General features: G+C 65.3%; 23 protein-coding genes, 1 other RNA gene, 1 pseudogene and 1 riboswitch. Of the genes and pseudogenes, 13 read left to right on the forward strand and 12 right to left on the reverse strand.

From position 1 onward, the window contains the following. The first annotated feature begins 13 nt into the window (after positions 1-13). Both cobA and P9255_RS22585 read left to right on the forward strand, forming a co-directional pair. Entirely contained in the window at positions 14-769 is a 756-nt protein-coding gene (cobA, locus tag P9255_RS22580; RefSeq protein WP_309763125.1) for a uroporphyrinogen-III C-methyltransferase, read from the forward strand. A gap of 102 nt (positions 770-871) precedes the next feature. After that, positions 872-1165 (forward strand): annotated as a pseudogene (locus tag P9255_RS22585) (DUF2459 domain-containing protein); the annotation flags it as partial. Between the two features lie 409 nt (positions 1166-1574). On the opposite strand, the gene P9255_RS22590 reads toward P9255_RS22585, so the two are convergent. The 3 genes from P9255_RS22590 to lptF are packed head-to-tail and all read right to left on the reverse strand — an operon-like array spanning position 1575 to position 4209. Next, positions 1575-1940, reverse strand: coding sequence for a CbiX/SirB N-terminal domain-containing protein (locus tag P9255_RS22590; protein WP_309763124.1), 366 nt, complete (start codon positions 1938-1940; stop codon positions 1575-1577). 19 nt (positions 1941-1959) lie between these two features. After that, positions 1960-3108 (reverse strand): LPS export ABC transporter permease LptG, encoded by a 1149-nt coding sequence (gene lptG / locus P9255_RS22595; protein WP_309763123.1) that lies wholly within the window; start codon positions 3106-3108, stop codon positions 1960-1962. Between the two features lie 3 nt (positions 3109-3111). Then, complete coding sequence (lptF, locus tag P9255_RS22600) at positions 3112-4209, reverse strand: LPS export ABC transporter permease LptF (RefSeq protein WP_309790462.1); 1098 nt, start codon at positions 4207-4209, stop codon at positions 3112-3114. Between the two features lie 164 nt (positions 4210-4373). On the opposite strand from lptF, the gene P9255_RS22605 reads away from it, so the two are divergent. From P9255_RS22605 to P9255_RS22615, 3 genes are all read left to right on the forward strand, one after another. Next, positions 4374-5921 carry a leucyl aminopeptidase gene (locus tag P9255_RS22605; protein WP_309763121.1) on the forward strand — a complete coding sequence of 516 codons (1548 nt, stop codon included), beginning with the start codon at positions 4374-4376 and terminating at the stop codon, positions 5919-5921. An 8-nt stretch (positions 5922-5929) separates the two neighbouring features. After that, positions 5930-6346 (forward strand): DNA polymerase III subunit chi, encoded by a 417-nt coding sequence (locus P9255_RS22610; protein WP_309790789.1) that lies wholly within the window; start codon positions 5930-5932, stop codon positions 6344-6346. A gap of 68 nt (positions 6347-6414) precedes the next feature. Then, positions 6415-6765 carry a DUF2486 family protein gene (locus P9255_RS22615; RefSeq protein WP_309763120.1) on the forward strand — a complete coding sequence of 117 codons (351 nt, stop codon included), beginning with the start codon at positions 6415-6417 and terminating at the stop codon, positions 6763-6765. 75 nt (positions 6766-6840) lie between these two features. On the opposite strand, the gene ilvD is transcribed toward P9255_RS22615, so the two are convergent. Further along, positions 6841-8514 (reverse strand): dihydroxy-acid dehydratase, encoded by a 1674-nt coding sequence (ilvD, locus tag P9255_RS22620; protein ID WP_309763119.1) that lies wholly within the window; start codon positions 8512-8514, stop codon positions 6841-6843. 108 nt (positions 8515-8622) lie between these two features. On the opposite strand from ilvD, the gene P9255_RS22625 reads away from it, so the two are divergent. After that, the gene (locus P9255_RS22625) at positions 8623-9579 is read left to right on the forward strand and encodes a LysR family transcriptional regulator (RefSeq protein ID WP_309763118.1); all 957 of its coding nucleotides are present in this window, start codon (positions 8623-8625) and stop codon (positions 9577-9579) included. A 37-nt stretch (positions 9580-9616) separates the two neighbouring features. Next, entirely contained in the window at positions 9617-10513 is an 897-nt protein-coding gene (lgt, locus tag P9255_RS22630) for a prolipoprotein diacylglyceryl transferase (RefSeq protein WP_309763117.1), read from the forward strand. Positions 10514-10525: 12 nt separating this feature from the next. Here the strand turns inward: lgt and P9255_RS22635 are convergent, their stop codons facing one another. The 5 genes from P9255_RS22635 to P9255_RS22655 form a co-directional block, all read right to left on the reverse strand. Continuing rightward, entirely contained in the window at positions 10526-11251 is a 726-nt protein-coding gene (locus P9255_RS22635) for an SIMPL domain-containing protein (protein ID WP_309765329.1), read from the reverse strand. A 67-nt stretch (positions 11252-11318) separates the two neighbouring features. Next, the gene (locus P9255_RS22640) at positions 11319-11789 is read right to left on the reverse strand and encodes an EVE domain-containing protein (RefSeq protein ID WP_309763116.1); all 471 of its coding nucleotides are present in this window, start codon (positions 11787-11789) and stop codon (positions 11319-11321) included. A 66-nt stretch (positions 11790-11855) separates the two neighbouring features. Further along, positions 11856-12038: non-coding RNA, 6S RNA (gene ssrS / locus P9255_RS22645), on the reverse strand. 117 nt (positions 12039-12155) lie between these two features. Then, complete coding sequence (locus P9255_RS22650) at positions 12156-12470, reverse strand: cell division protein ZapA (RefSeq protein ID WP_035960522.1); 315 nt, start codon at positions 12468-12470, stop codon at positions 12156-12158. Continuing rightward, positions 12467-12862, reverse strand: coding sequence for an ATPase (locus tag P9255_RS22655; RefSeq protein WP_309763115.1), 396 nt, complete (start codon positions 12860-12862; stop codon positions 12467-12469). The genes P9255_RS22650 and P9255_RS22655 overlap by 4 nt, the downstream gene beginning before the upstream one ends. A 193-nt stretch (positions 12863-13055) precedes the next feature. After that, positions 13056-13356, forward strand: a riboswitch (cobalamin riboswitch). A gap of 84 nt (positions 13357-13440) precedes the next feature. Here P9255_RS22655 and P9255_RS22660 point away from each other — a divergent pair. The 6 genes from P9255_RS22660 to cobC are packed head-to-tail and all read left to right on the forward strand — an operon-like array spanning position 13441 to position 19495. Beyond that, complete coding sequence (locus P9255_RS22660; protein ID WP_309763114.1) at positions 13441-15315, forward strand: TonB-dependent receptor domain-containing protein; 1875 nt, start codon at positions 13441-13443, stop codon at positions 15313-15315. Positions 15316-15339: 24 nt separating this feature from the next. Further along, a complete protein-coding gene (locus tag P9255_RS22665) occupies positions 15340-16338 on the forward strand; it encodes an iron ABC transporter permease (RefSeq protein ID WP_309763113.1) in 999 nt (332 codons plus the stop codon). Beyond that, positions 16335-17111, forward strand: coding sequence for an ABC transporter ATP-binding protein (locus P9255_RS22670; RefSeq protein WP_309763112.1), 777 nt, complete (start codon positions 16335-16337; stop codon positions 17109-17111). Before P9255_RS22665 ends, P9255_RS22670 begins: the two co-directional genes overlap by 4 nt. 22 nt (positions 17112-17133) lie before the next feature. Next, entirely contained in the window at positions 17134-18183 is a 1050-nt protein-coding gene (gene cobT, locus P9255_RS22675) for a nicotinate-nucleotide--dimethylbenzimidazole phosphoribosyltransferase (protein ID WP_309763111.1), read from the forward strand. Beyond that, positions 18180-18941 carry an adenosylcobinamide-GDP ribazoletransferase gene (locus tag P9255_RS22680; protein ID WP_309763110.1) on the forward strand — a complete coding sequence of 254 codons (762 nt, stop codon included), beginning with the start codon at positions 18180-18182 and terminating at the stop codon, positions 18939-18941. The genes cobT and P9255_RS22680 overlap by 4 nt, the downstream gene beginning before the upstream one ends. Continuing rightward, entirely contained in the window at positions 18926-19495 is a 570-nt protein-coding gene (cobC, locus tag P9255_RS22685; RefSeq protein WP_309763109.1) for an alpha-ribazole phosphatase family protein, read from the forward strand. The genes P9255_RS22680 and cobC overlap by 16 nt, the downstream gene beginning before the upstream one ends. A 9-nt stretch (positions 19496-19504) precedes the next feature. Here the strand turns inward: cobC and P9255_RS22690 are convergent, their stop codons facing one another. From P9255_RS22690 to cbiB, 3 genes are read right to left on the reverse strand one after another with little or no spacing between them, the layout of a single operon-like run. Continuing rightward, positions 19505-20386 carry a cobalamin-binding protein gene (locus P9255_RS22690; protein ID WP_309763108.1) on the reverse strand — a complete coding sequence of 294 codons (882 nt, stop codon included), beginning with the start codon at positions 20384-20386 and terminating at the stop codon, positions 19505-19507. Then, the gene (gene cobD, locus P9255_RS22695) at positions 20383-21378 is read right to left on the reverse strand and encodes a threonine-phosphate decarboxylase CobD (RefSeq protein ID WP_309763107.1); all 996 of its coding nucleotides are present in this window, start codon (positions 21376-21378) and stop codon (positions 20383-20385) included. Before cobD ends, P9255_RS22690 begins: the two co-directional genes overlap by 4 nt. Then, the gene (gene cbiB / locus P9255_RS22700) at positions 21371-22312 is read right to left on the reverse strand and encodes an adenosylcobinamide-phosphate synthase CbiB (protein WP_309763106.1); all 942 of its coding nucleotides are present in this window, start codon (positions 22310-22312) and stop codon (positions 21371-21373) included. Before cbiB ends, cobD begins: the two co-directional genes overlap by 8 nt. Positions 22313-22315 lie beyond the last annotated feature (3 nt).

Consider the following 22315-nt stretch of genomic DNA (forward strand, 5'->3'; position numbering starts at 1 on the left):
ACGGGTGAATGCAATGGGTAAGGTCTATCTGATCGGAGCGGGGCCGGGCGCGGCGGATCTCATCACCGTGCGCGGCATGCGCCTGCTCGAATCGGCCGATGTCGTGCTGCACGACGCGCTGATCGAACCGGCGATGCTCGACTACGCGCCGCACGCGAAAAGGGTCGCGGTCGGCAAGCGTTGCGGGCAGCGCTCAACGGCCCAGCATTTCATCAACAAGCAGATCGTCGATGCGGCGCGCGAGCATGGCGTCGTCGTGCGGCTGAAGGGCGGCGATCCGATGCTGTTCGGCCGCGCCGACGAGGAAATGCGCGCGCTCGAGACGGCCGGCATCGACTATGAAGTGGTGCCGGGCATCACGGCGGCGCTGGCGAGTGCGGCGACGCTGCGGCGTTCGCTGACGCTGCGCGGCGTGTCGCGCAGCGTGGCGCTCGCGACGCATAGCCGCGCCGCCGACAGCGACGCCATCCGCGAGCAGGCGAAGGCCGATTCGCTCGTGTTCTACATGGGCCGCGACAGCGCGCCGGATATCGCGCAGCAGCTCATCGACGCGGGGCGGCCGGGTTCGACGCCGGTGGCGATCGTCGAGGCGTGCAGCACGCCGCGCGAACGCACGCTGACGCTGACGCTCGCGCAGATGGCGCTGGGCGAGGCGCAGGAATGGCTCGATCCGTCGCAGCCGAGCCTGCTGATGATCGGAGAGGCGTTTCGCCAAAGGGCGTCGGCGGTGAAGCCGGCGGTGCATCTCAAAGGGATGATGGCCGCCTGATGCCGGCTCCGTTTCAGGGATGATAAAGCGCACCGGCAGGTGCGTTTTTTTTGCCTTGCTTGTGTCTGCGCTACGCTGTGATCCGCGACGGTCCAGTTCACGCCCGCGCCGCGTGAGGCATCGGACGATGCGCTGCCCATCACGCTATCGCTCGCTGCCTACAAGCGGCTGGCGGGCCATGTGCTTCGGACGATCAGGCTCGATGCCAACGGACAGTCCGCGAGCGTGAAGGGGCATCACTACAACGATCACGATGCCTTCTATGAAGCGCTCGGTCACTATTCCGCCTATACCACCTGCAACGAGTGGACGCGCAATGCGCTCGATGCCGCAGGCGTGCGGGTGCCGGTGTGGGCGCCGTTCGAGCGGGCGTTGTTTTGGCAGTTGCGACCGTAGGAGCCGCTCCGAAAGGGTCGCTCCACTGAATCCGTGGCATTGCCAGCGACTAGACCGCGGGCCTCGCGCGGCGGTGCCGCAAGCCACCGACATAAGCGCCTGTATGTGCTATCGATGCCATCCAGCGAGCGTTCGGTGGCGTGGCGTAACCGTTCACCCTGGCTTCGACGAGCTGAAGTTCCGCGCGCAGACGCGTCACCTCACTTCGGAGCCGGATAACTTCTTCGGGATAAGCCGGAGTCGAAGGCTCGCTGGTGGCGGTTCCGAACTTCGCATCGAGAGAATCGAGATGCCGGCGGAGGACTGCGTGTCGCTGGGCATGGGGATATTGCAGTGGTGACGGAACTGGATTCCATCGTAGCTCCCGCTGCACGCCGCAAACACTCAGCCAAACGGCCAGCCGTCGCCCCTAAACCTGCCGCAAACAATACCCCGCAACCGCCTCGAGCACCGCATCGTCCTCGCCGACGGCCGTGGCGCAGCGGATGACGACGCCCGGATTCGCCGCACGGCACGTGTCGATGACCTGCGGCAAGTCGCGCCTCACATGTCCGCCCTGTCCGAAGAAAACCGGCACGACGGTGATCGCATCGCATCCTTCGGCGGCTTGCGCGGCGACCGCAGCGGGCAGGTCGGGCTTCATCAGTTCGAGAAAGGCGAGCGAGACCGGATCGCTGCGCAGCGAACGCAGCTTCACAGCCAGACGTTCGAACGGCTCGGCCCAGCGCGGATCGCGTGCGCCGTGGCCGAACAGGATGATGCCGTGCTTGCCCATCACGCTCTCCCGAAACGATTCAGTGCCGTTCGACCCACTTCAGGCCCAGCAAGCCGATCGCCAGATAGGCGAGGGCGGGCGCCGCCGCCGTGATCGGCGCGGGCCACGTATTGAGCGTGCCGATGTGCGAAAACAGCGTGTTGAACAACTGAAAGCTCATGCCGATCATGATGCCGCCGAACACCTTCACGCCCACCACGCCCGCGCGCGTATGCAGGTAAGCGAACGGCAGCGACAGCACCAGCATGACCAGCACGGCGAACGGATAAAGAATCTTGCGCCAGAACGCGATCTGATACCGCTGCGTGTCCTGATGATTCTCCGTCAGATGCTGGATATAGCGGAAGAGGTTGAACATCGACATCCGGTCCGGCGACACCAGCAGCACCGACAGAATCTGCGGCGTCAGCTCGGAGCGCAGCGAGTATTCCGGCAGCGCCGTTTCCTTCGCGCGATACACCGGATTGAGCGTATCGCCGGGATTGACGGCTTGCGGCTGCGCGTCGATCAACTGCGTTTCCGTCACCCCGGTCAGCTTCCAGTGGCCGGGCGGCTGAAACACGCCGCTCTGCGCGATGCGCACGTTCGACAGACGGAATTTCGAATCGAACTCATAGATGCGCACGTTCGCGATCGTCGTGTCGGGATTGAGCGTCCCCACGTTGACGAAGCGCGTGACCTGCTCGCCGTTCTCCTTCGCGTTGAGCGTGTCCTTCACCCACACGCCCGACTGGAAGTTCGACGACACCGACGAGCCCAGCGCCTCGAGCCGCACGCGCTCGGACAACTGGTCCGAATACGGGCCGATGACTTCGCCGATCAGATAGGTCACCAGCACGAGCGGCACGCCGATCTTCAACAGCGAGCGCAACGCAGTGCCGGTGGACAGCCCCGACACGCGGAAGATGGTGAACTCCGATGCCGCCGCCATCTGCGCGAACACGTAGATGGCGGAAATCAGCGCCGCGACGGGGATGATTTCGTAGAAGCGCGACGGCGTCTGCAACGCGACACGCAGCACCGCGAGCGTGAACTTGTAGTTGCCGTGCCCGACCGTGTTCAGTTCGTTGATCAGGTCGAAAAAGAAGAACAGGCCCGAGAACGCGAACAGGATAAAGATGAACGCGAGATAGATCTGGCGCGCGAAGTATCGTTCGTAGATGCGCATTGCTTACGCCCCCTTCGAGCGCGTGAACATCGCGCGCGTGAAGAGCGGCCGGTTGCGCACCCGCAGCCAGAAGATGAAAGCCACGACCGCGCTCACCAGAATATGCAGCCCCGCGATCCCCACGCCGAACGAGAGCTTCCCTTGCTCGATCCACGACTGCACCACGTTGAGCAGGTTCGAGTAAGTAAGATAGATCAACACGGCCATCACGAGATTGATGGTCCGGCTGCGGCGCGGATTCTGATAGGACAGCGGGATGGCGAGCAGCATCAGATTGATGGCGATGAGCGGCAAGCCCAGCCGCCACGCGAATTCGGCGAGGTTCTGCCGGGTTGGATCGGCGAGCAGATCGGGCGTGGAGATGCCCGTCGTCAACGGCGTATTGACCACCTGATGGTTCATGATCTTTACGCCGTAGCGCGCGAATTCCATGATCCGGAAGTTGGGCTGGCCGGGTTCGCCATCGTAACGGCGGCCGTTTTCCAGCACGATGAAGCGGTCGCCGTCCGCGCGTGTTTCGGTGTGGCCGTTCTTCGAGACGATCACGTTGACCTTGCCGCCTTCGGTGCTCGTGACGAACACGTTCTCGACATGCCCCTGATCCGGCGACATCTTCTCGATGAAGAACACGCGATGGCTCGACGGCGATTCGCGGAACTGCCCCGGCGCGAGCAACGACACTTCATCGCGCTGCTGAAAGCGCGCCTTGATGAGCTTGCTCTGCTGGTTCGACCAGGGCCAGCCGACGAACGCGAAGAAAACGATGAGGATGATGATCGGCGCGGAGAACGTGGCGATCGGCTTGATGAGCTGCGTCTGGCTTACGCCCGAGGCGAGCCACACGACCATCTCCGAATCGCGATACCAGCGCGTGAGCACGAAGAGGATGGACACGAAGAGCGTCACGATCAGCATGACGGCGAGATAGCCGATGACCGTGAGCCCGATCAGCACGACGACATCGCGCGGGTCAACCTGGCCCGATGCCGCGAAGCCGACGATGCGGATCATCATCGTCGTGAGCATGATCGTGAGCAGCACCATGAACACGGCGCCGGCCGTGTACGCGAGTTCGCGCTGCAGGGAGCGTTCGAAGATCATTGAATTTTGCTTGAGGCCGGCGGCAGCAGCGTGGCTATTCGTTCTACAGACGCGAGGTTCGACGCTTCGTTCCCTTGCGCCGTGAGCCTGTGACCGCCGCGGTGAAAATAGCGGATAATTGCGGCTTTCATCCTTCAGCCCAGATTTTACCGAGGATAAGCGCGATGGACTTTAGCATAAAAGCCTGTGATTGGAGCAAAGGCGAGGCAAATGGTTTCCTGACGGGGAAAGCCGATGTCGTCGTGCTCGGCGTGTTCGAAGCACAGACACTCACAGGCGCGGCCCGCGTCATGGATATCGCGACGAAAGGGCTGATTTCGCGCGTCGTCAAGGCGGGCGACATGAGCGGCCGCGCGGGCACCACGCTGATGGTGCCGGAAGTGACGGGCATCGGAGCCGCGCGTGTGCTGCTCGTCGGCCTCGGCAAGCAGGACGCCTTCAATCAGAAAGCCTATGGCGAAGCCGTGCGCGCGGCATGGCGCGTGATCCTCGGCACGAAGATCGCGCAAGTGACCTTCACGCTCGCGCAATTGCCGATTCTCGAGCGCACCGGCGACTGGGCCGTGCGTGCCGCCGTCCTCGCGCTGCGCGAGCTCACCTACAAGTTCTCGCAGATGAAGAGCAAGCCGGAAAACGGCGAGCGCTCGCTCAGAAAAATCGTCTTCAGCATCGATACCGCCGACGAGAAAGTCGCGCGCGTCGCGGTCAGGCAAGGCGTCGCCATCGCCAACGGCATGGACCTCACGCGCGATCTCGGCAATCTGCCGCCGAACGTCTGCACGCCGACTTATCTCGGGCAGACCGCGAAGCAGCTCGGCCGCGACTGGAAGCTCAAGGTCGAAGTGCTCGGCCAGAAGCAGATCGAGGCGCTGAACATGGGGTCGTTCCTGTCGGTCGCGAAGGGATCGGCAGAGCCGCCGCAGTTCATCGTCATGCATTATCAGGGCGCGGGCGAGCCGGCGAAGGCGCGCGGCAAGAATGCGGCGGTTGCAGCGAATGCGCCGATCGTGCTGGTCGGCAAGGGCATCACGTTCGATTCCGGCGGCATCTCCATCAAGCCCGGTGAGGCGATGGACGAGATGAAGTACGACATGTGCGGCGCGGGCTCGGTCTTCGGCACGTTGCGCGCCGTCGCGGAAATGGGCCTGAAGCTGAACGTGATCGGCGTGGTGCCGACCTGCGAGAACATGCCCGCGGGCAACGCGGTCAAGCCGGGCGACATCATCACGGCGATGAACGGCACGACCATCGAAGTGCTGAACACCGACGCCGAAGGCCGCCTCATTCTCTGCGACGCGCTCACGTACGCGGAACGTTTCAAGCCGGCCGCCGTGGTCGATATCGCGACGTTGACGGGCGCGTGCATCATCGCGCTCGGCCATCACAACACGGGTCTTTTCTCGAAGGACGATGCGCTCGCCGGCGAACTGCTCGATGCATCACGCGAGGCGGTCGATCCGGCGTGGCGTCTGCCGCTCGACGACGAATATCAGGAACAGCTCAAGTCGAATTTCGCGGATGTCGCGAACATTGGCGGAAGGCCGGCGGGCAGCGTGACGGCGGCGTGCTTCCTGTCGCGCTTCGCGCAGAACTATCCGTGGGCGCACCTCGATATCGCCGGGACCGCGTGGAAGAGCGGCGCGGCGAAGGGCGCGACGGGCCGGCCGGTGCCGCTCTTGTCGCAATTCCTGATCGATCGCGCGGGGCAGTGAGCGAGACCGTGACGCGCATCGACTTCCATACGAATGTCGGCGATCCGCTCGCCTATGCCTGCCGCCTCGCGCGCAAGGCGTATGCGAGCGGGCGGGCGCTCGTCGTGCTCGCGGAACCGCAGCGTCTCGCCGCGTTCGACGCGCAGTTGTGGACCTTCGCGCCGCTCGAGTTCGTGCCCCATTGCATGGCTAAAAGCGCGCTCGCGCAGGAAACGCCGGTGGTGCTGGCATCGGATCTGAACGACGTGCCGCATCATCAGGTGCTGGTCAATCTCGGCGCACCGGTGCCCGCGCAGTTCGCGCGCTTCGAGCGGCTCATCGAGATCGTCGGCAATGAAAGCGACGAACTCGCAGCCGGGCGCGAGCGGTTTCGCTTCTATCGTGATCGCGGCTACGCCATCGAAACGCATAAGCAAGGCGGCTGAGCGAACAGAGCGGGGCGGCGCGCGCGCGTTAGCATCGGCGCACGGACCGCTCTGACACATTCAAGACCATGACCGATACCACGAACACGTCCGATTCCTTCGATCCGTCGATTCCCGTTCTCACCGATGTCGTCGTGCCCGGCAAGCCGGAATTCGCGCGTGCGGCATCGGCTGACGAAGCGACCGTGGCTTACGACGCCGAACTCGTCGCGCAACGCTTGCAGGGGCGCGTCGCGCAGTTCCTGAACGGCGAGGCCCGCGCGCTGATCGAAGCGCGTTGTCAGGACGTGCTGCGCGCGCATTCGGCGAAGCTCGTGCAGGACATCACGCGCGAAGTGGCGGTCGCGCTGGAAGCGCACATGCGCGAGTGGGTCAGCGTCGCGGTGGAGGAGGAGTTGCGGCGGCAGCGGGAAGTTTGAACATCATCGATTGAGAAGACAAAGGGGCGCATTGAGCGCCCCTTTGTCATTGCCTTGGAGAAACTGCGCGGCGCGTTACCCCGTCACCGCCCCCCGATTCGCCGGCAGCGCCAGCGACGCAAACTTCGCCAGCACGCCACGCGTATAACGCGGCGCCGGCTTCTTCCACGCCGCACGCCGACGCGCGATTTCCGCGTCATCCACGTTCAGCTGCAGCAGCAGCTTGTGTGCATCGATGGTGATCGAATCGCCTTCCTGCACGAGGCCGATCGTCCCGCCCGCGTATGCTTCCGGCGCGACGTGGCCGACCACCATGCCCCACGTGCCGCCCGAAAAACGTCCATCGGTGATGAGACCGACCGATTCCCCCAGCCCCTTGCCGATGATCGCCGATGTCGGCGCGAGCATCTCCGGCATGCCGGGGCCGCCTTGCGGTCCGAGATAGCGCAACACGACGACATCGCCGGCCTTGATCTTGTCCGCGAGAATGGCGTCCATCGCGGTCTGCTCGTCGTCGAACACGCGCGCCGGGCCGGTGATCACCGGATTCTTCAACCCGGTGATCTTCGCGACCGCACCGTCTTCCGCAAGATTGCCACGCAGTATCGCAAGATGGCCCTGCTTGTAGAGCGCCTGCTCGATCGGGAAGATGACCTTCTGATCCGCGCGCGGCTTGGCCGGCACGTCCTTCAGTTCTTCGGCGATGGTGCGGCCCGTGATCGTCATGCAATCGCCGTGCAGGAGACCCGCGTCGAGCAGAATCCGCAGCACTTGGGGAATGCCGCCCGCCTTGTGCAGATCGGTCGCGACGTACTGGCCCGACGGCTTCAGATCGCAGATGACCGGCACTTTCTTGCGCATGCGCTCGAAGTCGTCGATAGTCCACTCGACTTCCGCCGCATGCGCGATCGCGAGATAGTGCAGCACCGCGTTGGTCGAGCCGCCCGTCGCCATGATGAGCGCGACCGCGTTCTCGATCGACTCCTTCGTGATGATGTCGCGCGGCTTCAGGTCCTTCTTGACCGCTTCCACCAGCACGCGCGCCGATTCGGCCGCCGAGTCGACCTTCTCCTCGTCCGGGTTCGCCATCGTCGACGAATACATCAGCGACATGCCGAGCGCCTCGAACGACGAACTCATCGTGTTGGCCGTGTACATGCCGCCGCACGATCCGGTCGACGGACACGCGTTCTTCTCGACGCCCTTGAAATCCTCTTCCGACATGCGGCCCGCCGTGAACTCGCCGACCGCCTCGAACGACGACACGATGGTCAGATCCTGGCCCTTCCAGTTGCCCGGACGAATGGTGCCGCCGTAGACGTAGATGCCCGGCACGTTCATGCGCGCGAGGCCGATCATCCCGCCTGGCATGTTCTTGTCGCAGCCGCCGATCACGACGACGCCGTCCATCCACTGGCCCTGCACGGCCGTCTCGATACAGTCGGCAATCACCTCGCGCGACACGAGCGAATACTTCATGCCTTCGGTGCCCATCGACATGCCGTCGGAGATCGTCGGCGTGCCGAAAATCTGCGGGTTCGCGTCCGACTGTCTGATCGCGGCGATCGCGGCGTCCGCGAGGCGCTGCAGGCCCGCGTTGCACGGCGTGATGGTCGAATGCCCGTTGGCGATGCCGATCATCGGCTTGTCGAAGTCTTCCTCCTTGTAACCGAGGGCGTAGTACATCGAACGGTTGGGCGAGCGCGCAACGCCCTGGGTGATGTTTTTCGAGCGGCGATTGAAGGCCATGATGGGGGCTCCGTAAGAATGTTCTTGGTCTAGTGGCCCAAGAATGAAGCGTCGGCTTGTGCCTGTCCAATATATTATTCAGGGCGTATTAGGTCGCGGAACATATCAATGGAAGAGCGAAACCCGCCCATCGAGCTGCGTTTGTTGCGCTACTTCGTGACGGTGGCCGAAGAAATGCACTTCGGCCGTGCCGCCGCGCGGCTCGCGATGACTCAGCCGCCGCTCTCGCAAGCCATCCGCGCGCTGGAAGACGCGCTCGGCGTGGCGCTGTTCGCGCGAACGAAGCGCACGGTCGAGCTGACGCCGGTCGGCAAGGACTTGCTGCCCGAAGTGCGCCGGCTGCTCGCCTCCGCCGATGCGCTGCGTCCGCTCGCGCAATCGCTCGCGCGCGGCGAGGCGGGCGTGCTGTCGCTCGCGTTCGTGTCGACGGCGGATTACGGCCTGCTGCCCGCGCTGCTGCGCGATTTCGGCGCACGCTATGCCGGCGTGCGGCTGCAGCTGACCGAAGCGACGAGCGACGTGCAGATCGAAGAACTCGTCGCCGGCCGCATCGATGCGGGCCTTGTCATCCCGCCGCTGCCGCCGCGCCACGCGATGTCGCTCTCCTATCTGCCGATCGCGCGTGAACCGCTCGTCGTCGCGATGTCGGCGGAAGCGGCGGAGCAGTTGCAGCAGGGCGCGGCGGAATGGGCCGATACGCCCGTCGATCTGCGCGAGCTGGCCGCCGCGCCGCTCGTCGTGTTTCCGAGGCGTCTCGCGCCGGGCTTGTATGACATCATCATGGGTTGCTACGGCGCAGCGGGGCTGACGCCGCGCATCGGCCAAGAGGCGATTCAGATGCAGACCATCGTGAGCCTGGTGTCGGCGGGCATGGGCGTCGCGCTCGTGCCGCAATCGCTGCGGCATCTGCGGCGCACGGGCGTGGTGTATCGTCCGTTGCGGCCGGTGGCCGATGCGCCCGTCGTCGAAACGGGACTCGTGTGGCGCGCGGCGGAGGTGAGCCCGGTGCTCGCCGGGTTCATCGAGATCGTGCGCGCGCGGGCCGCAGCCGTCTCTGCTTTATGATTCGTGCCTGACTTCTCGCTTTGCTTCACTTCTTACGATGCTCATACATCCCAATTTCGATCCCGTCGCGATTCATCTCGGACCGCTCGCCGTGCGCTGGTACGGCCTCATGTATCTGGTCGCATTCATATCGGCCATCGTCATCGGCAGGCTGCGGCTGCGGCTGCCGTTCGTCGCGAATCAGGGCTGGACCGCGAAGGACATCGACGACATGCTGTTCTACGGCGTGCTCGGCACCATTCTCGGCGGACGCCTCGGTTACGTGGTGTTTTACAAGGCGAGCTACTATCTCGCGCATCCGCTCGATGTCTTCAAGGTTTGGGAAGGCGGGATGTCGTTCCACGGCGGCTTTCTCGGCGTCACGCTCGCGATGGTGCTCTTCGCGCATCAGCGCAAGCGCACGTGGCTGCAGGTGACGGATTTCGTCGCGCCGATGGTCCCGCTCGGTCTCGCGGCGGGGCGCCTCGGCAACTTCATCAACGGTGAACTGTGGGGCCGCGTGACCGACCCGACCGCGCCGTGGGCCATGCTCTTCCAGCACTCATCGAATGACGACGCCGTCTGGCTCGCCAAAAATCCGCAACTGGATGCGCAATGGCATCTGACCGAAATCTTTCAGCGGTATCAGATGCTGCCGCGCCATCCGTCTCAGTTGTATGAAATCGCGCTGGAAGGCATCGTGCTGTTCATTCTGATCTGGACGTTCTCGCGCAAGCCGCGTCCGATGGGCGCCGTATCCGCGCTCTTTCTGATCGGCTATGGACTCGCGCGCTTCACGGTGGAATTCGCGCGCGAACCGGACGATTATCTCGGCCTGCTCGCGCTCAATCTTTCGATGGGCCAGTGGCTTTCTCTGCCGATGGTCATCGCGGGCATCGTCATGATGGTGTGGGCGTACAAGCGGCATCGGCGCGTGCCGGCCAACGCCGCCTGAGCACGGGCTCGTTCAACGCCCCATCTGCACGGAGCCGGATACGTCGACGGTCACCATCGTCGTGCCGGCTTCCAGCGCCATCGGCGCGGCCATCTTCGCATCGGCGTTCATGCCGCGCGCCTGCATCATCATCACCGGACGCGGCGCAACGCCGCTTTGACCGACGTTCACTTCCCGAATCGTGAAGCTGCTGTAGCCGAATGCCTGCGATGCAGCCTGCGCCTGCTTGCGGAACGATTCGATGGCCTGCGTCGAGAGCTTCTGCGCGGCGGCGCGCTGCGCTTCCGGCGACAGCGAGAACGTGACGTTGCCGACCTGCATCGACGAACTCATCTTGCCCGCGAGCTTCGACGCCGCCGCGAAGTCATGCGATTCGAGCACGACTTCGGTACGCCCCCGCCACGCGGATATCTTGCCGTCGCGGTCCGTCGACGGATACACGCTGAACGCACCGCTTTTCGCCGTGACGCCATCGACGCCCTTCGCCTCGCGCAACGCGGCCTCGGCACGCTGATTCAGCGTCGTGGTGAGCGATGAAGGGTCGGCGGCTTCCTGCTCGTAGAAGAGCGTGATGGTGACGACATCCTGCGGCACTTGCGCACTGGCCTGAGCCGACAGCGAGAGCACGCCCGAAGGCTGCGGATTGGTAATGACCGTCTGCGCAGCGGCAGTGGCCGAAAAGGTGAGCGCGGCGCTCGACATCGCAAGAGCGAGTGCGGCGGCGGTTTTCTTGTTCATCATCGAAGGACTCCGGCCTGTAACGTCGCGCGTTTCGCGACGCCCTTTAGGCGGTCCGGCCGCGTCCTTAGTTCCGATTCCCGGCGAGCCGTTCGGTAATAAAACGCCACTGCGCATCCGTGACAGGCGTGATCGACAGCCGGTTGCCGCGCGCGAGCACCTGCATGTCGGCGAGCGCCTCGTGTGCGCGCAAATCTGCAAGCGAAATGAGCGGGATCTTCCTGACGAAGCTCACGTCGACGAGCAGCCAGCGCGGCGTGTCCGGCGTGGACTTCGGATCGAAGTAGGGGCTTGTCGAATCGAACTGCGTGGGATCGGGATAGGCCGTCGACGCCACCTTCGCGATGCCCGCGATACCCGGCTCCGGACAGCTCGAATGATAGAAGAGCACGCCGTCGCCGACTGTCATCTGGTCGCGCATGAAGTTGCGCGCCTGATAGTTGCGCACGCCCGTCCACGGCAAGGTTTTCTTCGGCGCGTGCGCGAGATGATCGATGCTCGCTTCGTCCGGTTCGGACTTCATCAGCCAGTAGCGCATGAGGGAGCAGCAAGAGTCGACGATGCAAATGAAAACGGCATCGGTGAAAACCGATGCCGTCTGGGTAAGGTCCCCGCCTCAGCCGCTAGGCCGGCATCCTGAACCTGGGTTCAAGATTGGTCGCGGTAAGCAACACTTCGGGTACATCAGACTAAGTGACGCGCGCGCCCGTGTTACAAGGTTCCGCAACCGTGCCAATGTGACATTGGTTCAAGGAATATATGACCTTGGCGCACCAGGCAGGGAAACATCACTCTACACCAATCATTTGCCTTATGCAGCCCCCGGCCATCGATCGCGCGGTATCTTTTTTTCATTGACACCGCGAGGGTGATTAGATCAACCCATCATGCAGATAACCTGCACTTACTGCACTTCGTACTGCGCGATGACCGCGCCCAACTGCTGGTTCATCGAGTGCACCGTGCGGCGAATTTCTTCGGCGGGGAAGGCCTCGCCGTGACGCACGCTTTCCTGCAGACGCAGCAATTCGGACGCCAGCGACAGCGCGGCCATCACTGCGATGCGGTCCGTGCCGCGCACGCTGCTTGCATTGCGGATCTTGTTCATTTCCGCATCGACGCGGGCGACCGCTTCGCGCAACGCGGCTTCCGTTTCAGGCGAGCACGCGAGGCGATACGGTTGCCCGAGGATGGATACTTCGATCTGCGTGGTCGTCATGCCTTCTCTCCGTGATGGTGAGCGCCCTGCATCTCTTCCGCATGCGCATGTTCGTGCTGCGCGCCGCGCGATGCGTGCTTTTCGGCTTCGGCGTTGAGAAGGTCCAGTTGATTGTCGCTTTCCGCGTGCTGCGTCTTGCCGCGCGGCAGTTTTTCGAGGATGGCGTTCAAGCGCACCTGAGCGTCGTCGATCTTCGCGGAGAGCGAGTCACGCTCGGCTTGCAATGCGTCGCGCTCGCTTCGCACCTGCACGAGTTCGTCCTGTACGCCCGCGTAGTCGGCGCGCAATTGTTCGAGTTGCGCTTCCAGCGCGAGACGCGCCTGATTGTGGCGCTCGCTGATCTTGATCAGCCGGCCGATGTTTCCTGACAGTGATTCGAGTTCGTTGAGCATGTGCTGCGTCCTCTAAAGACCTGGCATTTTAGCGCGGTTCAAAGCAGCGTCCGATAATTGTCTCGTTTCGAGACGTAACAACCCCGGAACATGCGTGCATCGCCATGCATTCGTGTGTGGAAAGAGCGAGCGTGCGCGTTGATTGCAAGCGGCTGGGACGGCGCGCGTTCTTGACGGCCCCGATGCCCGCTCCTAAACTTGCCGCACTTTTGGTGCTCGCGTCCGCTTCTCTCGCGGATGCAGTCAAACGGGAAACAGGGAGCGAAGTCCACGGCGCATGACCGGGACGCGTCAACCTGTGCTGCCCCCGCAACGGTAAGCGACCGCAACGCAAGTTGCAAGTCGTCCCTCGCACGTTTCTCGCGTCGCATCGCATGGTTCATCGTCATGCGTGCGCCCTGCAGGAAGCGTGTCGACGCCACTGCGCGCCATGCGCGGGAAGGCGGGACGAAGCGTCGCCAGCCCGGATACCGGCCAATCGTCCAGCGCGTCCATGTCATGACGACCGGCGCGCGCGTCGCGCACAGACCTCGCGGGGAGCGGGGCACGCGCCAGCCCCGAACTGGAAGTCTTCACGCATGGTTCCATCTCCGTCCGGCACGAGGCGTCGCGCCGTTTGCGTTGCGGCGTGCGCCGCGTTCAGCGTGCTGCCGGTGCAATCCGCGCATGCCGATGCCGCCGATGCCGCCGCCCAAACACTCGCGCCCGTCGTCGTGACCGCGACGCGCAGCCCGCAGCCGCTCGCCGATTCGCTTCCGCAGACATCGCTCTTCGACCAGCAGGACATCGCCGACACCAACGCCGACGATGTGCTCGGCCTCATCGCGCTCGCGCCCGGCGTGCAGATCACCCGCAACGGCGGGCCAGGCGCGAATTCGGGCGTGTACATACGCGGCGCGGCGTCGTCGCAATCGCTCGTGCTGATCGACGGCGTGCGCGTGGAGTCGGTATCGCTCGGCGCGGCGCAGTTGTCGCAGCTAATGCTCGATCAGACCGATCGCGTCGAAGTCGTGAACGGCAATGTATCGGCGCTGTATGGATCGAATGCGATCGGCGGCGTCGTGCAGATCTTCACGAAAGAGGGCGATGCACACCCGCCGCGCTTCCACTTCGAAGCCGAGTACGGCAGCTATCACACGCAGCGTCAGTCGGCGGGCGTCGACGGCGCGCTCGACGCCGATGGCCGCACCACGTTCAGCCTCAACGTGTCCCGCGAAAAGACCGACGGCTTCTCGTCGATCGATCCCGCGCTTGCGCCCAATGCCAACCCGAACGCGAACGGCTATCTCAACGAAAGCGTCGCGGCGACGCTGCGCCACAAGTTCACCGACAAGTGGGACGCGGGCGTGCGCTTTTTGCAAGCGAACGGCGTCGACAGCTTCGACGATGCCTACGGCTCGCCGACCGACATCAACAAGACGCACGACCGCGTGCGCTCGGCGTCGGTGTTCGCGAACGGCAAGCTGACCGACCGCTGGACCACGCACTTCACGATGGCGCAGGGGCAGGACCGCGCGAACATCGAGCAGAACGGCGTCTATACGAGCCGATTCAACTCGGAGACGCATCAGTACCTCTGGCAGAACGACTTCAGGCTCGCCGATGCCCACAAGCTGCTGTTCGGCTACGAGCATCTCGATCAATCGCTCGATTCGGATCAGCTGAGCGCGCCGGACCGTCACGTGAATTCGGTGTTCGCGGGTTACGTGGGGCGCTTCGGCTCGAGCGAGGTTCAGGCGAACGTGCGTCACGACCAGTATTCCGATTTCGGCGGCGCGAACAGCTACTATCTCGGCTACGCCTACAGGTTCGATGCCCACTGGCGCGCGAGCGCGAGCTATGCGGTGTCGTTCCGCGCCCCGAGCTTCGATGACCTCTACTATCCGTTCAGCGGCAATGCGTCGATTCAACCGGAGCGCAGCCATTCGGTCGAAGCGGCGTTGCAGTACGCATCGGACAAAGTGGGCGTGCTGCGCGTGACGGCATTCCAGACGCGCTATTCGAATCTGATCGATTACGTATCGGATGGCAGCGGCTTCTATATCGCGCAGAACGTGGGGCGCGCGAAAGTGCAGGGCGTCGAGGGATCGTGGGCGGGGCATGTGGGCGCAACGGATCTACGCGCCGGTGTCACGTTCCAGAATCCCGTTGACGAGACGAATCACGAAGAGCTGACGCGACGTGCGCGGCGCTTCGCATCGCTGTCGGCGCATCGATCGATCGGACGATGGCGCGTGGGCGGCGAGTGGATCGTGAGCGGCGCGCGCAGCGATTACGATTCGACGCTTGCAGGCTACGGCGTGGTCAATCTGTCCGCGCGCTATGACATCACGAAGTCGTGGTACGTGAGCGCGCGCATCGACAATCTGTTCGACCGGGACTATGAACTCGCTTACTCGTACAACACGCCGCGACGCGGCGCGTATATCACACTCGGATGGCATCCGTCGTGAGCATGACGCCGTCATCGAGACGCGATGAACGCTAGCCGCGCCGCCGTCATCTGGCTCGCGCTCGGCGCGATGGCGCTCGTCATGCTCGTGGCGTCGCTTGCGCTCGGCAGCGTGAATCTGCCGATGTCGCGTGCAATCGCCGCGCTGCTGCACGCGCATTCCGCCACGCCCGATATCGCCGATGACATCGTCCTTACGTTACGTTTGCCGCGCGCTTTGGCTGGCTTTGCATCGGGCGCGCTGCTGGCGCTCGCCGGTGCGCTGCTGCAAGTGCTGCTGCGTAATCCGCTCGCGGAGCCGTACGTGCTCGGCGTATCCGGCGGCGCGGCGACCTTCGCGCTTGCCGCGATGCTCGCGTCGATGCCGTGGTGGGGCGTCGACCTTGCCGCGTGCATCGGCGCGTTCGTGTCGATCGTGCTGGTGCTCGGCCTTGCGCGCAGGCATCTGTGGCACGGCGAGCAGGACGCATCACCGAGGCTGTTGCTGACCGGCGTGGTGATCGCGGCGGGATGGGGCGCGCTCATCACGCTGATACTCAGCGTTGCGCCGGAGAACCGGCTGCGCGGCATGCTTTTCTGGCTCACCGGCGACCTCAACGGCGCAGCCACGCCCTGGCCCGCGATGATCGCGCTCGTCGTGGCGCTTGCCACGATCGTGCCCGTCGCGCCGCAACTGAACGTGCTGCTGCGTGGCGATGCGGCCGCGCGCGCGCTCGGCGTGCCCGTCGAACGATTGCGCCTGCGCGTGTATCTCGTGGCGTCGCTTGCGGCCGCGGCCGCAGTGACGACGGCGGGGACCATCGGCTTCGTCGGGCTCGTCGTGCCGCATCTCTTGCGGCTTGCATGCGGCAACGATCAGCGCATGCTCGTGCCCGCCGCGCCGCTGGCCGGTGGGCTCGCCGTGATGAGCGCCGATCTCGCCGCGCGCACCGTCATCGCGCCGGGGCAGTTGCCGGTGGGCGTGGTGACGGCGCTCGTCGGCGTGCCGATGTTCCTGTGGATGCTCTTGCGCCGCCCGCGATGAACACGCTCCGCATCGACAAGCTCACGCTCCGCGCTGGCGACCGCACACTGGTCGATGAACTGAGCGCGACCATCGCGGCGGGCGAAGTGTGGTGCATCGCGGGGCCGAACGGCGCGGGCAAGACGACGCTCATCGGCGTGCTCGCGGGACTCGCGAAACCGGCGGCGGGCGGCGTATCGCTCGATGGCCGCGCACTCAAACAATGGCGCGCGGCGGACCTCGCACGGCATCGCGCGCTGATGCCGCAAAGCACGCACGACGCGTTCAGCGCGACTGTGCTCGACACCGTGCTGCTCAACCGTTTTCCGTATCTCACCGGCTGGGGCTGGGAAAGCGACGACGACCGCGCCGCCGCCCACGCCGCGCTCGATGCGCTCGGCCTCGCCGCATTCGCATCGCGCGACGTGCTGACGCTGTCGGGCGGCGAACGGCAGCGCGTCGCGCTCGCCGCCGTGCTGTGTCAGCACGCGCCGCTGCTTTTGCTCGACGAACCGCTCGCGCATCTGGACCTGCATCATCAGATCGATTGCCTGCATGCGCTCGCGAAAGCCGCACGCGATGAACGCCGCGCGGTCGTGCTCTCGTGCCACGATCTGAACCTCGCGCGCCGTTTCGCCACGCATGCGCTGTTGCTCGACGGCAAGGGTGGCGCGTATGCGGGCCGCGTCGCCGATGTCCTGACGGCCGAGCGCGCGAGCGCCGCGTTCGGCTATCCGCTCGTGCTGATCCGCGATGGCGGGCATGAGGCGCTCGTGCCTCGCTTTCCCATTTGATCATTTCACCAAGGAACAGCCCATGTCCATACCGATGCCCCGCGCGCTCGATCGCGCCATCGAAGCCGACCTGCGCCGCATCATCGACATGAAGACGAAGCCGCCGGGCAGCCTGGGGCGGCTCGAATCGCTGGCGCTGCAGATGGGCCTGATACAGGGCGCGACGAAGCCGCGCGTCGAACGTCCCGCGATGATCGTCTTCGCGGGCGATCACGGCATCGCGGCGGAAGGCGTGAGTCCGTATCCGCAGGAAGTGACGGCGCAGATGGTCGCGAATTTTCTGAGCGGAGGCGCGGCGATCAATGCGCTCTCGCGTTCCGTCGGCATGACGCTCGAAATCGTCGATGCGGGCGTTGCGACGCCGATACCCATCGATCAGGGATACGAACGATTGTCGCTCGGCCCCGGCACCCGCAACTTCGCACGCGAAGCGGCGATGTCGCGCGACACGGCGCTGGAAGGCATCGCGCGGGGCGCGGCGCGCGTGCGGCATCACGCGTCGCTCGGCACGAACGTGATCGGCTTCGGCGAGATGGGCATCGCGAATACATCGGCGGCGGCGTGCCTGATGAGCCGGTTGTGCGCGTTGCCGATCGACGATTGCGTCGGACGCGGCACCGGTCTCGACGATCGAGGGCTCGCGCATAAACGCGACGTGCTGGCCCGCGCGCTCGCGTCGCGCGAATCGAGCGGCGATGCGATCGATACGCTCGCCACTTTCGGCGGCTTCGAGATTGCGATGATGACGGGCGCGTATCTCGCTGCAGCCGAGGCGCGCATGACGGTGCTCGTCGACGGCTTCATCGCGAGTTCGGCGCTGCTCGTCGCGTCGAAGATCGCGCCGGAGGTGCTCGACTATTGCGTGTTCGCGCACGCATCGGACGAGGCGGGGCATCGGCGCATGCTGGCGCATTTCAGTGCCGCGCCGCTCCTGCAACTCGACCTGCGTCTCGGCGAAGGCACGGGCGCGGCGCTCGCGTTGCCGATCCTGCGCGCGGCCGTCGCGTTCGTTGACGAGATGGCGAGCTTCGATTCGGCGGGCGTATCGAACAAGCAAGACGCGCAGCCATGAGCCGCGCGCTCGACGAGCTGCGCTACTTCTTCACCGCGCTCGGCTACTTCACACGCGTGCCGGTGCCACGCTGGGTCGGGTTCGATCCCGGTTATCTGAACGCGGCGGCGCGCTACTTTCCGCTCGTCGGCGCGATGGTCGGCGGGGTCGCGGCCCTCGTTTATCTCGCGGCGCTGCACGTGTTTCCGGCGGGCGTGGCGGTGTTGCTGTCGATGGCCACGACGCTCGTGCTGACCGGCGCGTTCCACGAAGACGGCCTCGCCGATTGCGCCGATGCCTTCGGCGGCGGCTACACGCGCGACGACGTGTTGCGCATCATGCACGATTCGCGCATCGGCGCGTTTGGGGCGATTGCGCTCGTCATCGCGCTGGCGCTCAAGTGGCAGGCGCTGGCCGCCTTGCCGCCGATGCGCGCCGCGACGCTGATGGTCGCCGCGCATGCCGCGAGCCGCGCGTTCGCGATCAGCTATCTCGTGACGCTCGACTACGTGCGCGCCGAAGGCAAGGCGAAGCCGGTCGCGCAGCGCATGAGCGCGATGCCGTTCGCGCTGGCAATGGCGTTCGGCTTGCCGTGGCTTTTCACGTTCGGCTGGAAGTTCGCCTTCCTGACGATCGTCGCTCTCGCATCGATACGTTTCATCGCAGGACGCTACTTCGTGCGGCGCATCGGCGGCTATACGGGCGATTGCCTGGGCTTCGCGCAGCAGGTGTTCGAAATCGCGATCTATCTCATCGGGCTCGCATGGATCTCGTACTGATACGTCATCCCGCTGTCGATATCGACGCGGGCGTGTGCTACGGCCAGACCGACGCGCCGCTTCTTCGCGATGCGAACGAAACGGCGGGCGGCTTGCTTGCGCGGATGCGTGCGCTGAACGTGCCCGATTGCATCGACGGATGGCATTCGAGTCCGTTGCGCCGATGCGCGTCGCTGGCGCATGCGCTCGGATCGGCCAGCATCGATGCGCGTCTCGCCGAGATGCATTTCGGCGCGTGGGAAGGCTGCGCGTGGAACGACATCGATCGCGCGATGATCGATGCGTGGGCCGCCGATCTCGAACATGCGCGTCCGCATGGCGGCGAAAGTCTCGCGCAGTTCAGCGCGCGCGTGACCGACTGGTTCGACGACGCATCCGCCGATGCTTCGCGCACCATGCACGTCGTCGCCCATGCGGGCGTCATGCGTGTTCTCGCGGCGCGCTTGCTGCGGCTCGACCATGCGAACGTGCTGCAGTGGGCGCTCGATTTCGAAGGGATCGTGTGGCTTCGCCGTATGGATGCGGGGTGGATCGTCGTGCGATGGAACGCCTGAGCGTCGCCGTCAGCGCTTCCTTCGCGCAACATCCAGATCGCGACAAAGCTCCGCCGCACCGAGCGCGATGCGCGGCGTCGGTCGATTGATGACGTCGCCATCGATGCCGAACAGATTGCCGCGCGCCACCGCGGTCATCGACGTCCAGCGCTTCCATCGATCCAGCGCCGGCAGCGCGCGATCCGGCTTCGTGGCGCCGGGCGTCGCGGTGACGATGGCTTCCGGGTTGGCCGCGAGCACGGCTTCGGTCGATATCGTCGGCACGCGCGGCGCTTCGGCTGCGAACACGTTCTCGCCGCCGCACAAGCCGATGACTTCGCTGAGCACGTTGTCGCGATTGAGCGTCATCAGCGGATCGTCCCAGACCTGATAGAAGACGCGCACCGGCGGCAGCGCGGCGTACTTCGCACGCAGTTGCGCGATGTTGCGTGTGAAGGCCGTCGATGCGGCACGCGCGTGCTCTTGCGTGCCGAGCAGTGCGCCGAGCTTGTCGATGCTCGCGGCGATATCGTCGAGACGCTTCGGCTCGCTGAAATAGAGCGGAATGCCGAGCGCTTTGAGGCGATCCATCTGACGCGCGGCATTGCCATGCCGCCACACGACGATCAGGTCGGGATGCAGCGCGACGATGCGTTCGAGATCGAGCGCCTTGTTGTCGCCGACGCGCGGGATCGCCTGCGCTTCCTTCGGGTAATCGCTGTAACTCACCGTGCCGACGATGCGCGCGCCGCCGCCCGCCGCGAACAGCAATTCGGTGACGTGCGGCGCGAGGCTTACCACTCGCGTCGCCGGAGCGGGGAGGGTGACGGGCGCGCCGGTGTCGTCGGTGACGGTGATCGCGGCCTGAGCGTGCATCGCGACGAAGAGGGCGACGAGCGCGACGAACCTCATGCGCGAATCTCCGCGAGTGCGCGTTCGAGCCGCGCCCAGTCGCCTTCGCTGCCGGCCAAGCCGATGCGAAGGCTCGTCGTCATTCCCGGTCGGTCGAACAGACGCGTCCAGATACCGCGCATCGCCAGTTCATGTTGCAGCGAAGGTGCGCGCGGCGTCGGCGTCCACGTAAAGAGCGGCGTCGCGCGCACGTCGAAGCCATGACGCGCGATGAGGGCGGCGAGACGCGCGCCATCGCGTTTCAGGCGGTCGCGGGTTTCGTGCTGCCATGCATGGTCGGCGAACGCCGCGATCGTCGCATGACGCGCCGGGCCGCCGACGGTCCACGCGCCGAGCGCATCGCGCAACGCACCGGTCATGGCGGGCGCGGCGAGCACGAAGCCCGCGCGGATGCCCGCGAGCCCGAAGAACTTGCCCACGGAGCGCAGCACGACGAGCCCGTCGCGCGCCGTCTCGGCGGCAAGCGATGCATCCGGGTCCACGTCGGCGAAGGCTTCATCGACGATCAGCGTTCCGCCGCGCGATGCAAGTTGCGCGTGCCAGCGCATCAGCGTTTCGCGTGAAAGGCGGTCAGCGGTCGGATTGTTCGGATTCCCGATGATCACGTGATCGAGCGTCGCCGGTAGATCGGCGCACGTGATGTCGAACGTGTCGATGGAATGCCCCGCGCGCGCGAACGCCGGCGCGTATTCGCCGTAAGCCAGCGGCGCGACGCCCGCGACGCCGCGCGTGAGTATCTGAGGCAATGCGCGGATCGCCGCCTGCGATCCGGCTACCGGCAGCGCGTGCGGCGCGCCATAGTAACGCGCGGCGCAATCGGCGAGGCCGTCGTCGTCTTCGGGCAGGCGCCGCCATGCGTCGGGCGGCACGGGCGGCACCGGATACCCGCGCGGATTGATGCCCGTCGACAGGTCGAGCCAGTCGTCGAGTGCGATTGCGTAGCGGCGCGCGGCTTCGCGCAGATTGCCGCCGTGGAGGATTGCATCAGCCATTCGTCGTCACACTGAAAACCGCAAGCACGAGCAGCACCGCGAGCCACAACATCATGGAACGATCGACGAGGCGCAATGCGGCCACCACATCGCGTGGCGTTGCATCGTGGCCCGCGCCGAGCGTCGGCCGGGCTTCGAGCACGCCGTGATACACCGCCGCGCCGCCGATCAGCACGTTGAGGCTGCCCGCGCCCGACGCCATCACCGGGCCCGCGTTCGGGCTGTCCCAGGAGCGCGCCTGCGTTCGCCAGCAATGCCACGCCATGCGCGTATCGCCGGTGAGCGCGTAGGTCGCCGCCGTCAGCCGCGCGGGAATGAAGTTGAGCACGTCGTCGAAGCGCGCGGCCGCCCAGCCGAAGCGCAGATAACGCGGCGTGCGATAGCCCCACATCGCATCGAGCGTGTTCGCGAGACGAAACGCGAGCGCGCCGGGGCCGCCCGCTATCGCGAACCAGAACAGCGCGCCGAAGATCGCATCGTTGCCGTTCTCCAATGCCGATTCGACGGCCGCACGCGAGAGCGCGTTTTCATCGGCGTGCGAGGTATCGCGGGACACGATGCGCGATGTCAGCGTGCGCGCGCCGTCGATATCGCCGAAACTCAGCGCGCGGGCGATCGGCGCGATATGCTCGCGCAAGCTCTTGGCGCCGAGCGCGAACCACAGCAGCAGGACGTGGACGAGGCATGCATACGTGAACGGCAGCACGCTCACCAGCATCCACGCGATCACGACAGGCGGCGCGACCGCCGCGAACCACGCGACGATTCCTGCCGGCCGTGCGCGATGCCCCGTATTCATGCGCGCTTCGATTCTTGCGGCGAGCGTGCCGAAGCCGACGAGTGGATGCCGCCTGCGCGGTTCGCCGAATATGCGATCCACGATCACGCCGAGCACCGCGAGCAGCGCCATCGCGTAGACGGAGAGCAGCAGCATCGC

The organism is Caballeronia sp. LZ019, from assembly GCF_031450825.1.
Taxonomy (GTDB): Bacteria; Pseudomonadota; Gammaproteobacteria; order Burkholderiales; family Burkholderiaceae; genus Caballeronia.